This is a genomic window from Mycobacterium szulgai (assembly GCF_002116635.1).
GTDB lineage: Bacteria > Actinomycetota > Actinomycetes > Mycobacteriales > Mycobacteriaceae > Mycobacterium > Mycobacterium szulgai.
This window is the reverse complement of record NZ_LQPW01000107.1, coordinates 45,233-59,434: the sequence shown is the minus strand read 5'-3', so window position 1 is coordinate 59,434 and position 14,202 is coordinate 45,233. Positions and strand designations below refer to the sequence as shown.

The 14,202-nt window shown below is 68.3% G+C and carries 9 protein-coding genes; all 9 read left to right on the top strand.

Going from position 1 to position 14,202, the window contains the following annotated elements; translation table 11 throughout:
* Positions 1-318: 318 nt before the first annotated feature.
* The 9 genes from mraZ to murD all read left to right on the top strand — a co-directional run bounded on the left by mraZ (position 319) and on the right by murD (position 14,201).
* Complete coding sequence (mraZ, locus tag AWC27_RS15395; RefSeq protein WP_085671298.1) at positions 319-750, top strand: division/cell wall cluster transcriptional repressor MraZ; 432 nt, start codon at positions 319-321, stop codon at positions 748-750.
* A gap of 1 nt (position 751) precedes the next feature.
* Positions 752-1,858 carry a 16S rRNA (cytosine(1402)-N(4))-methyltransferase RsmH gene (rsmH, locus tag AWC27_RS15390; RefSeq protein WP_139837031.1) on the top strand — a complete coding sequence of 369 codons (1,107 nt, stop codon included), beginning with the start codon at positions 752-754 and terminating at the stop codon, positions 1,856-1,858.
* A complete protein-coding gene (gene ftsL, locus AWC27_RS15385) occupies positions 1,858-3,132 on the top strand; it encodes a cell division protein FtsL (protein ID WP_085671269.1) in 1,275 nt (424 codons plus the stop codon). The genes rsmH and ftsL overlap by 1 nt, the downstream gene beginning before the upstream one ends.
* A 128-nt stretch (positions 3,133-3,260) precedes the next feature.
* Positions 3,261-5,177, top strand: coding sequence for a peptidoglycan D,D-transpeptidase FtsI family protein (locus AWC27_RS15380; protein ID WP_264079429.1), 1,917 nt, complete (start codon positions 3,261-3,263; stop codon positions 5,175-5,177).
* Positions 5,178-5,285: 108 nt separating this feature from the next.
* Positions 5,286-8,540: a helix-turn-helix transcriptional regulator gene (locus AWC27_RS15375; protein WP_085671297.1), complete on the top strand. Its 3,255-nt coding sequence runs from the start codon at positions 5,286-5,288 to the stop codon at positions 8,538-8,540.
* Positions 8,541-8,613: 73 nt separating this feature from the next.
* Positions 8,614-10,173 carry a UDP-N-acetylmuramoyl-L-alanyl-D-glutamate--2,6-diaminopimelate ligase gene (locus AWC27_RS15370; RefSeq protein WP_139837030.1) on the top strand — a complete coding sequence of 520 codons (1,560 nt, stop codon included), beginning with the start codon at positions 8,614-8,616 and terminating at the stop codon, positions 10,171-10,173.
* Positions 10,170-11,672, top strand: coding sequence for a UDP-N-acetylmuramoyl-tripeptide--D-alanyl-D-alanine ligase (locus tag AWC27_RS15365; RefSeq protein ID WP_085671267.1), 1,503 nt, complete (start codon positions 10,170-10,172; stop codon positions 11,670-11,672). Before AWC27_RS15370 ends, AWC27_RS15365 begins: the two co-directional genes overlap by 4 nt.
* Positions 11,669-12,748: a phospho-N-acetylmuramoyl-pentapeptide-transferase gene (gene mraY, locus AWC27_RS15360; RefSeq protein WP_085671266.1), complete on the top strand. Its 1,080-nt coding sequence runs from the start codon at positions 11,669-11,671 to the stop codon at positions 12,746-12,748. The genes AWC27_RS15365 and mraY overlap by 4 nt, the downstream gene beginning before the upstream one ends.
* A 1-nt stretch (position 12,749) precedes the next feature.
* Complete coding sequence (murD, locus tag AWC27_RS15355; protein WP_085671265.1) at positions 12,750-14,201, top strand: UDP-N-acetylmuramoyl-L-alanine--D-glutamate ligase; 1,452 nt, start codon at positions 12,750-12,752, stop codon at positions 14,199-14,201.
* Position 14,202 lies beyond the last annotated feature (1 nt).

Sequence of the window (14,202 nt, the reverse complement as noted above, 5' to 3'; positions counted from 1 at the left end):
CCGGAGCGCGTTGAAATAGGGCGCAGTTGCCGTCTCGTGTCGCACCTGTGGCGCAGTTGTGCCCAAACCGCCCCACTTGGCCCCACTCAATCCCCCAATTCCGCTTTTTGCCTTTTGAGGTGCGGTTTTTCGGTCTCGCACCGAGTCGGCGCCGTGGCCGATGGTCACGCGTACCGGAGCTGACGTGGGGGATTGGCGGCCTGACGCGACATAGACACTCGCAGAAGGGGTGTTTCTGGGGAAAAGTGGGGGATTGTGGGGTATGGTGGCCGAAGTGTTTGGGAGAGGGCAGAGCAGCACTAAGTGGGAGGTGCCGCAGTGTTTCTTGGCACCTACACGCCCAAACTCGACGACAAAGGGCGGCTCACGCTGCCAGCCAAATTTCGCGACGCATTGGCAGGGGGGTTGATGGTCACCAAGAGCCAAGATCACAGCCTCGCTGTGTATCCCAGGGCGGAGTTCGAGCAACTGGCCCGCCGGGCGAGCAAGGCACCGCGAAGCAACCCGGAGGCCAGGGCGTTCCTGCGTAACCTCGCCGCCGGTACCGACGAGCAGCACCCTGACGGTCAGGGCCGGATCACGTTGTCGGCCGACCACCGTCGCTATGCGGGCCTTTCCAAGGATTGTGTGGTGATCGGTGCCGTCGATTACCTCGAGATCTGGGATGCACAGGCCTGGCAGAACTACCAACAAATCCATGAAGAGAACTTCTCCGCGGCCAGCGATGAAGCACTCGGCGACATCTTCTGAGGTGCATGCCTATGCACCGTGGTCTCTGCCCGAACCGGCCCTGGCGTACTTCCCCAACGCCAGGTTCGCGCCTTCGGACAGGGACCTCGGTGCAGAGGTGGCACTGCGGGTAGGCGTTGCGGTGGCTGACGAACGAGGTTCGGAGGCAGGCGATTTCGGACATGTGCCGGTCTTGGCGCAACGTTGCTTCGAATTGCTCAGCCCGGCGCTGACCCGCGAGAACGCGGTGCTCGTTGATGCCACCGTGGGTGCGGGCGGACATGCGGAGCGGTTTCTCAGCGAGTTGCCGGGGCTCAAGCTGATCGGACTGGACCGCGACCCGACTGCCCTGAGCATCGCCGGGGCGCGGTTGGCGCGTTTCGGCGACCGGGTCACGCTGGTGCACACCCGCTATGATGGCATCGCTGCGGCTCTGGACGAATCCGGTTACGCCACAACCGAATCCGTTGATGCGGTGTTGTTCGACCTCGGTGTCTCCTCGATGCAGCTCGACCGCGCCGAGCGTGGCTTCGCCTACGCCAAGGATGCGCCGCTGGACATGCGGATGGACCCGGCGGCGTCGCGGACCGCAGCCGACATCGTCAACACCTACGACGAGGCCGCACTGGCTGACATCCTTTACCGCTACGGCGAGGAGAAGTTTTCCCGCCGGATTGCCGCGCATATCGTCCGTCGGCGGGCCCGCGCGCCGTTCACCTCCACCGCCGAATTGGTCGAGCTGCTCTACGAGGCGATTCCGGCTCCGGCGCGGCGCACCGGCGGGCATCCGGCCAAGAGGACATTTCAGGCGCTGCGCATCGCGGTCAATGACGAGCTGGACTCGTTGCGCAGCGCCATTCCTGCCGCACTGGACGCGCTGACCGTTGCCGGACGAATCGTGGTGCTGGCCTACCAGTCGCTGGAGGACCGGATAGTCAAGCGCTACTTCGCCGATGCGGTCGCCTCCCGGACGCCGGCGGATCTGCCGGTGGAGCTTCCCGGCCATGGGCCGCGATTCCGGTCGCTCACGCGGGGCGCCGAACGGGCAGATGCTGCCGAGATCGAACGCAATGCCCGCAGTGCGCCGGTGCGGTTGCGTGCTCTGCAACGAGTTGGGGAGGGCGATTGATGAAGGTGAAGCGCGACACGCCAAAGCGGCGCGGCGGTGATCGCCGCGCCGGGCGCGAGGGGGCTACCCGGACGCGCACGGCTGAGGCGGCGTCCCGGCGCACCCGCAAGAGCACCGCGCCCAGCCGCGAGGTGCGCGCGCCGAAGTCGGGACCGCAGACCAGCCCGATTCCCCGGCCCGTCGACCGGCCCGCCCCGGCCAAGAACAGCAGTCAGGCAAAGGCCCGGGCAAAGGCACGGAAAGCCAAGGCGCCCAAGGTTATTAGAGCCAAACTGAGTGAGCGGTTGGCCGCTAGGCTGGCATCCATCGACCTGCGGCCGCGCACCTTGGCGAGCAGGGTTCCCTTTGTCGTATTGGTGATCGGTTCGCTGGGCGTCGGCTTGGCTCTGACGCTGTGGTTGTCCACCGATGCCGCCGAGCGTTCCTACCAACTCAGCCATGCCCGCGAGCGGACCCGGATGCTGCAGCAGCAGAAAGAGGCGCTGGAACGTGATGTGCGCGAGGCGCAATCGGCGCCGGCACTGGCAGAGGCGGCCCGCAAGCAGGGCATGATCCCGACGCGAGACACCGCCCACCTGGTGCAGGCCCCGGACGGCAACTGGGTTGTCGTGGGCACCCCCAAGCCGGCCGACGGAGTTCCGCCGCCGCCACTGAACGCCAAGCTGCCTGAAGAGGGGCCACCGCAGCCACCGAAGCCGGTGGCTCCTCCGCCGGAGGTTTCGGTCCGGCTGTCGCCCGGTCCCGGTGATCCCGCGGCGCCCGCTCGGCCCGGTCCGCAGTTGTTGCTGCGCGCGCCGGACGGTGCGTCGACGCTGGGCGGCACGCAATTGCCGGCCCCAGGCGGCCAATTGCTGCCGGGTCAGGCGCCGGTGATCCCCGGTCAGGCACCGGTGATCCCTGGTCAGGCGCCGGTGATTCCCGGTCAGGTGCCGGGGATCCACGATCAGGTGCCAGGCCAGCTGCCGCTGGTCCAGGTGCCGCCGGGCCAGGTGACCGCACCGTTGGGTGCGACGCCCGCCCCGGCACCGGCCGAAATCCCGGTTCCGCAGCAACCCGCGCCGGTCCCGGCCGCACCCCACGCGTTATCGCCGGGCACACTGCTGGCCCCGCTGGCTCCGATCCTGGGGCCGCTAGTCCCGGCGCTGGCGCCGCAACCGGCGCCGGCACCACCGGCCGTTGCACCGGCGCTGCCGCCACCGGCGGTCGCACCGGCACCGGCCACCGGTGAACAGTTCGGGCCCGTAACCGGAACGCCGCCGGGAGCCCCGAGGTGAGCCGCGGCGACTCCCGGCGGCCCCGGCCGGCGCAGTCGGAGCGGCCGTCGCGCGCCGGCCGCAAAGCCCCAAAGCCGCAAAAGCCCCAGAAGGCCCAGCGGGTCAAGGAAACCCGCGAGCCCACCCGGATGCGGAAAGCCAAAGAAGCCAAGAAGTCTCGTCCGGTGGTGCGCACAGAGGACGCCCAGTCGGGTCGCTCAGCCCGGGAGCGGCGCACCCGTCAGGCGGTGGAGGTGGCCGGCCGTGGCGCCTCGTTCGTCTTCCGGCACCGGGCCGGCAACGCGGTGATTTTCGCGTTGATCATGGTGGCCGCGACTCAGCTGTTCTTCTTGCAGGTATCCAATGCCGCGGACTTGCGTGCCCAGGCGGCGGGCCAGCTCAAGGTCACCGACGTCGAACCCGCAGTGCGGGGCGCAATTGTCGACCGTCACAACGACCGGCTCGCGTTCACCACCCAAGCGCGCGCGTTGACGTTTCAGCCAAAGCGGGTTCGCCAGCAGCTGGACGAGGCCAAGAAGAAGTCTCCGCACGCGCCAGACCCGCAGCAGCGGCTCAAGGACATCGCCAAGGAGATCTCGGGCAAGCTGAACAACAAGCCCGACAGCGCAACTTTGTTGAAGAAGCTGGAAAGCAACGAATCGTTCGTCTATTTGGCGCGTGCCGTCGACCCCGCCGTAGCCAGCGCCATCTCGTCAAAGTATCCCGAAGTGGGTTCCGAGCGGCAGGACCTGCGCCAGTATCCGGGCGGATCGCTGGCGGCCAACATCGTCGGTGGCATCGACTGGGACGGCCACGGCCTGCTCGGTCTGGAGGACTCGCTCGACGCAATGCTTGCTGGAACCGACGGTTCGGTCACCTACGACCGCGGTTCGGACGGCGTCGTCATTCCCGGGAGTTACCGCAACCGGCATAAGGCGGTGCACGGCTCGACCATCCAGCTGACGCTCGACGACGACATCCAGTTCTACGTGCAGCAGCAGGTGCAGCAGGCCAAGAACCTGTCTGGGGCGCACAACGTTTCGGCGGTGGTGCTCGACGCCAAGACCGGCGAAGTGCTCGCCATGGCCAACGACAACACCTTTGACCCGTCCCAAGACATCGGGCGGCAGGGCGATAGGCAGCTGGGCAACCTCGCGGTGTCCTCGCCCTTCGAGCCGGGATCGGTGAACAAGATCATCACCGCCGCCTCTGTCATCGAGTACGGGCTGTCCAATCCCGACGAGGTGCTGCAGGTCCCGGGTTCGATCCAGATGGGCGGGGTCCCGATTCATGATGCCTGGGAGCACGGCGTGATGCCTTACACCACCACCGGTGTATTCGGGAAGTCGTCCAACGTCGGCACGCTGATGCTGGCCCAACGGGTGGGCCCGGAGCGCTTCTACGACATGGTGCGCAAGTTCGGGCTGGGGCAGCGCACCAGTGTGGGGCTACCCGGTGAGAGCTCCGGGCTGGTGCCGCCCATCGACCAGTGGTCGGGCAGCACCTTCTCGAACTTGCCTATCGGACAAGGCCTTTCGATGACCCTGCTGCAGATGGCCGGCATGTACCAGGCCATCGCCAACGACGGTGTGCGGATACCGCCGCGAATCATCAAGGCCACCATCGGCGCCGACGGCACCCGGACCGAGGAGCCGCGTCCCGACGGCATCCGGGTGGTGTCTCCGCAGACCGCCCAGACCGTGCGCCAGATGCTGCGTGCGGTTGTGCAGCATGACCCGATGGGCTACCAGCAGGGCACCGGGCCTGCCGCCGCGGTGCCGGGCTATCAGATGGCCGGCAAGACCGGCACCGCGCAGCAGATCAATCCCGCCTGCGGCTGTTATTTCGACAACGTCTACTGGATCACGTTCGCCGGCATGGCCACCGTCGATAATCCCCGCTACGTCATCGGCCTGATGCTGGACAACCCCGAGCGCAACGCCGACGGCACCCCCGGACATTCGGCGGCTCCGCTGTTCCACAACATCGCGGGCTGGCTCATGCAGCGTGAGAATGTTCCGCTGTCACCGGATCCCGGCCCACCACTGCTGCTGCAGGCAACGTAGAAAAAATTTGCGGGCGCGCCCATAACGCCTTTTGCTCGGCCGCCAGTATTTTATGTTTCACGGTGGCTGGATGCTGGCTAGCATGAGTGCGACCGAGGAGCGATGGGCGTGAGCGAGTTGCTGCCGCAGGGCACGGTGACATTGCTGTTGGCCGATGTCGAGGGCTCGACGCGGCTGTGGGAGGCCCAGCCCGACGAAATGGCCGCAGCGATGCAGCGCCTCGATACCGTGGTGTCCGACGTGATCGCCGCCCATGACGGAGTCCGCCCGGTCGAGCAGGGCGAGGGTGACAGCTTTGTCGTGGCGTTCACGCGTGCCTCTGATGCGGTGTCGGCCGCGCTGGACTTGCAGCGAGCGCCGCTGGCTCCGATCCGGTTACGCATCGGCGTGCATACCGGCGAAGTGCGGCTGCGCGACGAGGCCAACTACGCCGGACCGACCATCAACCGGACTGCGAGGGTGCGTGACCTGGCGCATGGCGGTCAGACGGTGCTATCGGGCACGGTCGAGAGCCTGGTCGCCGATGCGCTGCCGGAGGGTGCCTGGCTGACCGATCTTGGTACCCACCAACTGCGTGACCTACCGCGTCCGGAGCGGGTGGTACAGCTTTGTCACCCCGATCTGCGAAACGAGTTCCCGCCGCTGCGGGCTACCAATGAGGTTGTCGCCCAAGGCCTTCCGGTACACCTGACGCGCTTCGTGGGGCGCGGCGCGCAGATCAGCGAGGTGCACCGGCTGCTCACCGAAAACCGGCTGGTGACGTTGACGGGCCCCGGCGGTGTGGGCAAGACGCGGATGTCCGCACAGCTCGCCGCCCAGACGGCGGGAGAGTTCGGCGGGGCGTGGTTTGTGGACCTGGCGCCGATCACCCACCCCGATCTGGTGCCGATCACGGTGGCGCGAACGCTGGGTCTACACGACCAGCCCGGCCGCTCCACGACCGACACCGTGCTGCGTTTCCTCGGTGCGCGTCGGGCCCTGGTGGTCCTGGACAACTGCGAGCACGTGATGGATGCGGCCGCAGCCCTGGTGGTGGCGCTGGTGGAGACGTGCCCGGGGGTGCGAGTGCTGGCGACCAGCCGGGAGCCGATCCGGGTTCCCGGCGAGGTGAGCTACCGGGTGCCGTCGCTGTCGCTCACTGATGAAGCCATTCAAATGTTCAGCTTCCGCGCTCAGCGCGTTCGGCCCGATTTCTGTCTGACCGATGACAACCGAGCCGTGGTGACCGAGATCTGTGACCGGCTCGACGGTTTGCCGCTGGCGATCGAGCTGGCTGCCGCGCGGGTGCGGGCGCTGTCGCTCGAGGAAATCCTGGACGGGCTGCGGGATCGGTTCCAGCTGTTGACGGGTGGGGCGCGCACCCTATCGCGCCGTCAGCAAACGCTGTGGGGCTCGGTGGAGTGGTCCTACGACATATTGACCGATCACGAACGCGCGTTGTTCCGCCGGCTCGCGGTGTTCGCCGGCGCCTTTTCGCTCGATGACGCGCACGCCGTCAGCGGTGGTGATGTACCGCGCTACCAGGTCCTCGACGACCTCACCCTGCTGGTGGAGAAGTCGCTGGTGGTAGCCAGCGAAACCGGCGGCCGGACGCGCTACCGGCTGCTCGAGACGATGCGTGAGTACGCACAGGAGAAGCTGGCCGAGGCCGGCGAAGGGGACGCGGTGCGGACCCGCCACCGCGACCACTACACGGCGCTGGGCACCCTGCTCGACGACCCCGGCCGTACCGACTACGCCCAGCGTCTCGATCAGGCCGAGGCAGAGATCGACAACATGCGGGCCGCCTTCGCGTGGAGTCTGCAGCAGTCCGATACCGAGACGGCGTTGGCGCTGGCGTCTTCGCTGCTGCCCGTGTGGATGACGCGCGGCCGGATTCGGGAGGGTCGGGCCTGGTTCGACATCGTCCTGCAAGTCGTCAGTTCCCAACAGATCGAGGTGTCGCCCGCGGTGCGGGTGCGTGCGCTGGCCGACAAGGCGCTGCTCGATATGTTCGTCGACGCCGCTACCGGCATGGATCAGGCCCAACAGGCGCTGCAGATGGCGCGTGCAGTCGGCGACCCTGCGCTGCTGGCCCGGACCCTGACCACCTGCGGTCTGATCGCGGTAGCGGTGGCGCAGGCGCAGGTCGCGGCGGGTTACTTCGCTGAGGCGATCGACCTTGCGCGCGCCGTCGATGATCGCTGGCGGCTGGCCCAGATCCTCACCTACCAAGCGGTGGACGCGGTCGTGGCAGGTTTCCCGGTCGCAGCGCGCGCCGCCGCCCAAGAAGGCCGCCAGCTGGCCGACGCGATCGGTAGCCGGTCGGATTCGCTGTGGTGCCGTTGGTGTCTTGGGTTCGCACAGTTGATGCGCGGCGATCTCGCCGACGCCGTCGCCCAGTTCGGCGAGGTCGTCGAAGAGGCTGAGGCGGCGCAGGAAATCATGCAGCGAGCCAACAGCGTGCAGGGCCTGGCCATTGCCCTCGCCTACCAGGGCGATGTAAGTGCCGCTCGAGCCGCGGCCGACCTTGCCCTCGATGCGGCGGAGTTGGGCGAATACTTCGCCGGTATGGGCTATTCGGCGTTGGCCACCGCGGCCCTGGCCGCCGGTGACGTGGAGACGGCTAAAAGCGCCAGCGAAGCGGCCTGGACGAACCTGGGCTCGGTGTTGCCGCAGATCGCGGCGCCACAGCGGGCTTTCAATGCGCAGGTGGCGCTGGCGGCCGGGGATGTGGCCGCGGCGCGCCGCTGGTGCGACGACGCCATGAAATCGATGACCGGCCGCCACCTGATGAGGGCTCTGGCAACGCGCGCCAGGATCGCGAAAGCCGAAGGTAAGCGGGAGGAGGCCGAAACCGACGCCCAGAACGCGCTGTGCTGCGCTGCGGACAGCGAAGCGCATGTGGACCTGCCCGACGTGCTCGAATGCCTGGCCGGTATGGCGGTCGAGGACGCCATGCACACGGGTGCGGCGCGCCTTTACGGCGCGGCGGACGCCATCCGCAAGCGCCTCGGGGTAGTCCGTTTCATGATCTACCAAGCGGAGTATGAGGCGGCGCTGGCTGCACTGCGAAATGCCATGGACCAGAACGCTTTCGACACCGCCTGGGCCGAAGGTGCGGCGTTGACCACCGAGGAGGCGATCTCCTATGCCAAGCGCGGGCATGGCTGGCGTAAACGACCGGCCACCGGTTGGGAGTCGCTCACGCCGACCGAGATCGATGTGGTGCGACTGGTAAGCGAGGGACTGGCCAACAAGGACATCGCCACGAGGCTTTTCGTGTCACCGCGAACCGTGCAAACTCACCTGACGCACGTGTACACCAAACTCGGCCTCACCTCTCGCGTCCAACTCGCACAAGCGGCCGCCAGCCGCGTCTGAACGCCTCACCCCCGCGGGCTAGGTAGGGTGTCAGGGCCGATCATGGCGGCAGCGCCGGATCGGGTTGAGTTGGATGGAGGTGCTGGCAGACGTGGAGTCGACCCCCGCTGACCTGCGCCCCCACCCCGGCGCGGGCGTACAGCTGGTGACGCTGGCAGACCAGGTGGGGGCGGTCCTGGCCGACACCACGGCCGCGCGCGCAACCGTTCCGGATGTGCCGATCACCGGTATGACGCTGCGCGCCCAGGCGGTGCGGCCCGGAGACTTGTTCGCCGCCCTGGCCGGCTCGGCCACTCACGGCGCCCGCTACGCCGGCGAAGCGATCGACCGTGGCGCCGTCGCGGTGCTCACCGACGCAGCCGGGGTGGCCGAGCTGGGTGCGCGCGCGGACGCGGTGCCGGTACTGGTGCATCCCGCGCCCCGAACCGTGCTGGGCGCTCTCGCGGCCACCGTGTATGGACATCCGTCCGAGCGCGTGACGGTGATCGGAATCACCGGGACCTCGGGTAAGACGACCACCACTTATATGGTCGAGGCCGGGTTGCGCGCCGGTGGCCGGGTCGCCGGCCTGGTCGGCACGATCGGCGTTCGCATCGACGGAGCCGATATTCCCAGCGCGCTCACCACTCCCGAGGCCCCCGCCCTGCAGGCGATGCTGGCGGCGATGTCCGAACGCGGGGTGGACACGGTGGTCATGGAGGTGTCCAGCCACGCCCTGACGCTGGGTCGGGTGGACGGCACCGAATTCGCGGTCGGCGGCTTCACCAACCTGTCGCGCGACCATCTCGACTTTCACCACACGATGGCGGATTACTTCGAGGCCAAGGCACTGCTGTTCGATCCGGGCTCGGCGTTGCGTGCCCGCCGAGTGGTGGTATGCGTCGACGACGAGGCCGGGCGCGCGATGGCCGCGCGAGCCGGCGACGCGATCACCGTCAGCGCCGCAGACCAGCCCGCTCACTGGCGGGCCACCGACATCGCGCCGCTGGGCGCCGGTGGACAAGAATTCAGCGTCGTGGACCCCGCCGGCGTGCGGCACCGGGTCGGCATCCAGTTGCCGGGGCGCTACAACATAGCCAATTGTCTTGTGGCGCTTGCCATTCTAGATTTGGTCGGGATATCGCCCGAACAGGCAGCGGTTGGCCTTCGCGATATCCGGGTACCGGGGCGCCTCGAGCGGGTCGACCGCGGGCAGGATTTCTTGGCGCTTGTCGATTACGCCCACAAGCCCGAAGCGTTGCGTGCGGTGCTGACCACCTTGCTGGGCGCCGACCGCCGGCTGGCGGTGGTTTTCGGCGCCGGCGGCGATCGCGACCCGGGCAAGCGAGCCCAGATGGGCAAGATCGCGGCAGAACTCGCCGATCTGGTCGTCGTCACCGACGACAACCCGCGCAGCGAGGATCCCGCGGCCATCCGTCGCGAAATCCTGGCCGGTGCCGAAAGCGGCGGGGCGAAGGTGGTCGAGATCGGCGACCGCCGCGAGGCGATCGGGCTAGCGGTGGCCTGGGCGAGGCCGGGCGACGTGGTACTCATCGCCGGCAAAGGCCACGAAACGGGTCAGCGGGCGGGCGACCAGGTGCGCCCGTTCGACGACCGGGACGAACTCGCCCGGGCGCTGGAGGCCCGCGAATGATCGACCTGACCGTCGCCCAGATCGCCGAGATCGTCGGGGGGCAGCTGGCCGACATCTCGCCGGAAGATGCCGCGCAACGCCACGTCACCGGCACCGTGGAATTCGACTCACGTGCGGTGGGTGCGGGCGGGCTGTTCCTGGCGTTGCCCGGCGCGCGCGCCGACGGCCACGACCACGCGGCCTCGGCGGTGGCCGCGGGGGCGGTTGCGGTGCTGGCCGCGCGGCCGGTCGGTGTTCCCGCGATAGTCGTTGCGCCGCAACCAGGTTCGGCCAGGGATGCGCTCTCCGGTGTGCTCGAGCACGATGCCGACGGATCGGGTGCGGCGGTGCTGGCCGCGCTGGCCAAGCTAGCCCGGGCGGTGGCCGCGGAATTGGTGGCGGGCGGGCTGACCATAATCGGAATCACCGGCTCGTCGGGCAAGACGTCGACCAAGGACCTGGTGGCCGCGGTGCTGCAGCCGCTGGGTCAGGTGGTGGCCCCGCCCGGATCGTTCAACAACGAGCTGGGCCACCCCTGGACTGTGCTGCGCGCGACACGCGACACCGACTACCTGGTTCTGGAGATGTCGGCCCGCCATCCCGGCAATATCGCGGCGCTGGCCGAGATCGCGACGCCGTCGATCGGAGTCGTGCTCAACGTGGGCACCGCGCACCTGGGCGAGTTCGGCTCCCGGGAGGTCATCGCGCAAACCAAATCCGAACTGCCGCAATCTGTTCCGTCATCGGGTGTGGTCATCCTCAACGCCGACGACCCAGCGGTGGCCGCGATGGCCCAGGTGACCGCGGCCCGGGTGGTCCGGGTCAGCCGCGGCGAGGGCGGTGACGTCTGGGCCGGACCGGTGTCGCTGGACCAACTGGCCCGGCCACAGTTCACCATGCACGCCGGCAGTGACGCGGTGAACATACGGCTCGGTGTGTACGGCGACCATCAAGTCAGCAATGCACTGACCGCCGCTGCGGTCGCCCTGGAATGCGGCGCCGGGCTGCAACAGGTGGCGGACGCCCTTGCCGTGGCGGGCCCGACGTCGCGGCACCGCATGCAGGTGACCACCCGCCCCGATGGCGTGACGATCATCGACGACGCCTACAACGCCAACCCCGACTCGATGCGCGCCGGTCTGCAGGCGCTGGCCTGGATCGCCCACGGCGAAGCGCAGCGGCGCAGTTGGGCGGTGCTGGGCGAGATGGGCGAACTCGGTGACGACGCGATAACCGAGCATGATCGCATCGGCAGGCTCGCGGTGCGCTTAGATGTGTCTCGACTCGTTGTCGTGGGAACCGGGAGGTCGATGAGCGCCATGCACCACGCTGCGGTCCTGGAAGGGGCGTGGGGGGCTGGAGATGACAGGGGAGCCGTCAGCGTCCCCGACGCCGACGCCGCCCTGGCGCTGTTGCGGGCCGAGGTCCAGCCCGGGGATGTGGTCTTGGTCAAAGCCTCCAACGCGGTCGGGTTGGGGGCGCTGGCCGACGCGCTCGCCAGCGAGGGCGCCGCAACATGAGACAGATCCTGATCGCTGTCGCCATCGCGGTGACTGTGTCCATCCTGGCGACCCCGGCGCTGATCCGGTTGTTCACCAAGCAGGGATTCGGCCACCAGATCCGCGAGGACGGTCCACCCAGCCACCACACCAAGCGCGGCACCCCCTCGATGGGCGGCGTGGCGATTCTCGCCGGCATCTGGGCCGGTTATTTAGGCACCCACCTGGCGGGGTTGGCGTTCGACGGAGAAGGCATATCCGCCTCTGGATTGCTGGTACTGGGCCTGGCCACCGCGCTGGGCGGCGTCGGATTCATCGACGACCTGATCAAGATCCGCCGGTCGCGCAACCTCGGCCTGAACAAGACGGCCAAGACGATCGGGCAGATCACCGCGGCCGTGCTGTTCGGGGTGCTGGTGCTGCAGTTTCGCAATCCCGCCGGGTTGACGCCGGGCAGCGCGGATCTGTCCTATGTGCGTGAAATCGCCACCGTCACACTGGCTCCCGCGTTGTTTGTGCTGTTCTGTGTGGTCGTCGTCAGCGCCTGGTCCAACGCGGTCAACTTCACCGACGGTCTGGACGGGCTGGCCGCGGGCTGCATGGCGATGGTTACCGCCGCCTACGTGCTGATCACGTTCTGGCAATACCGCAACGCGTGCGTCACCGCGCCCGGCCTGGGCTGCTACAACGTGCGCGATCCCCTGGACCTGGCGCTCATCGCGGCCGCAACCGCCGGCGCCTGCATCGGCTTTCTGTGGTGGAATGCCGCACCCGCCAAGATCTTCATGGGCGACACCGGCTCGCTGGCGCTGGGCGGCATCATCGCGGGGTTGTCGGTCACCAGTCGCACCGAAATCCTCGCGGTGGTGCTGGGTTCGCTGTTCGTCGCCGAAGTCACCTCGGTGGTCTTGCAGATCCTGACCTTCCGCACCACCGGCCGCCGGGTGTTCCGGATGGCGCCCTTTCATCACCATTTCGAGTTGAGTGGCTGGGCAGAGACAACGGTGATCATCCGGTTCTGGCTGCTCACTGCGATCACCTGCGGTCTTGGTGTAGCCCTGTTCTACGGTGAGTGGCTCGGCGCGATCGGTGCCTGACGTGCTTGGCCCCCTGGCTGCGGGCGCGCCCGTATTGATCGCCGGTGCCCGGGTGACCGGGCGCGCGGTGCTGGATGCGCTGACCCGCTTCGGAGCGGCGCCCACCCTGTGCGACGACGACCCGGCCATGCTGCAGCCCTATGCCGAACGCGGCGTGGCGACGGCCGACACCTCGTCGGCGATCCAGCAGATCGCCGACTACGCGCTGGTCGTCACGAGTCCCGGCTTTCGTCCCGAAGCGCCCGTACTGGCAGCGGCAGCGGCGGCCGACGTGCCCATCTGGGGCGACGTCGAGCTGGCGTGGCGGCTGGACGCGGCGGGCAGTTATGGGCCGCCGCGTCGCTGGGTGGTCGTGACCGGCACCAACGGCAAGACCACCACGACGTCGATGCTGCATGCGATGTTTACCGCGGGGGGCCTGCGCAGCGCGCTGTGCGGCAACATCGGCAATCCCGTGCTGGAGGTGCTCGCCGAGCCCGTAGACCTGTTCGCCGTGGAATTGTCCAGCTTCCAGCTGTTCTGGGCGCCGTCGCTGCGTCCGGAGGCCGGAGCGGTGCTCAACATCGCCGAAGACCATCTGGACTGGCACCCCACGATGGCTGAATACAGCGCCGCCAAAGCCCGGGTACTCACTGGCCGGGTGGCGGTGGCGGGGCTGGACGACGCGCGGGCGGCCGCACTGCTGCATAGCGCGCCGGCGCAGGTGCGGGCCGGTTTCCGGCTCGGCGAGCCGGGTGCGGGCGAACTCGGCGTGCGCGACGGCATCCTTGTCGACCGTGCCTTCGCCAACGACCTGCCCCTGTTGCCGGCCGCTTCGATACCGGTGCCCGGGCCGGTCGGGGTGCTCGACGCCCTGGCCGCGGCGGCGCTGGCCCGGTCGGTTGGGGTATCCGCCGACGCGATCGCGGCGGCGATCGCGTCGTTCCAGGTCGGTCGGCACCGGGCCGAGGTGGTGACCGTTGCCGATGGCATCGCGTACGTCGACGACTCCAAGGCCACCAACCCGCACGCCGCCGAGGCATCTGTGCTGGCTTACCCGCGGGTGGTGTGGGTGGCCGGTGGTCTGCTCAAGGGTGCCTCTTTGGACGCAGAGGTGGCCCGGATCGCGTCTCATCTGGTCGGAGCCGTTCTGATCGGTCAGGACCGAGCAGAGGTTGCCGAGGCGTTATCGCGACACGCCCCCGATGTCCCCGTCGTCCAGGTTGTGACAGGCGAGGATGTTGGGATGCATGCGACTGCTGAGGTTCCTGTTACTAATGTGACTCGAGATGATAACGCCGGGGAAACCATCGGCACTCGCGTGATGGAAGCGGCGGTGGCCGCTGCCCGCCAGCTGGCCAAGCCCGGCGACACCGTGCTACTGGCACCGGCCGGCGCATCGTTCGACCAGTTCACCGGCTACGCCGACCGGGGCGACGCGTTCGCCGCCGCCGTGCGTGCCGCGGTTCGGTAGG

Bases quoted from the DNA above. Each gene is read 5' to 3' on its own strand.
- ftsL (WP_085671269.1), top strand. From the start codon at position 1,858: ATGAAGGTGAAGCGCGACACGCCAAAGCGGCGCGGCGGTGATCGCCGC.
- AWC27_RS15380 (WP_264079429.1), top strand. From the start codon at position 3,261: ATGCGGAAAGCCAAAGAAGCCAAGAAGTCTCGTCCGGTGGTGCGCACA.
- AWC27_RS15370 (WP_139837030.1), top strand. From the start codon at position 8,614: ATGGAGGTGCTGGCAGACGTGGAGTCGACCCCCGCTGACCTGCGCCCC.
- AWC27_RS15365 (WP_085671267.1), top strand. From the start codon at position 10,170: ATGATCGACCTGACCGTCGCCCAGATCGCCGAGATCGTCGGGGGGCAG.
- mraY (WP_085671266.1), top strand. From the start codon at position 11,669: ATGAGACAGATCCTGATCGCTGTCGCCATCGCGGTGACTGTGTCCATC.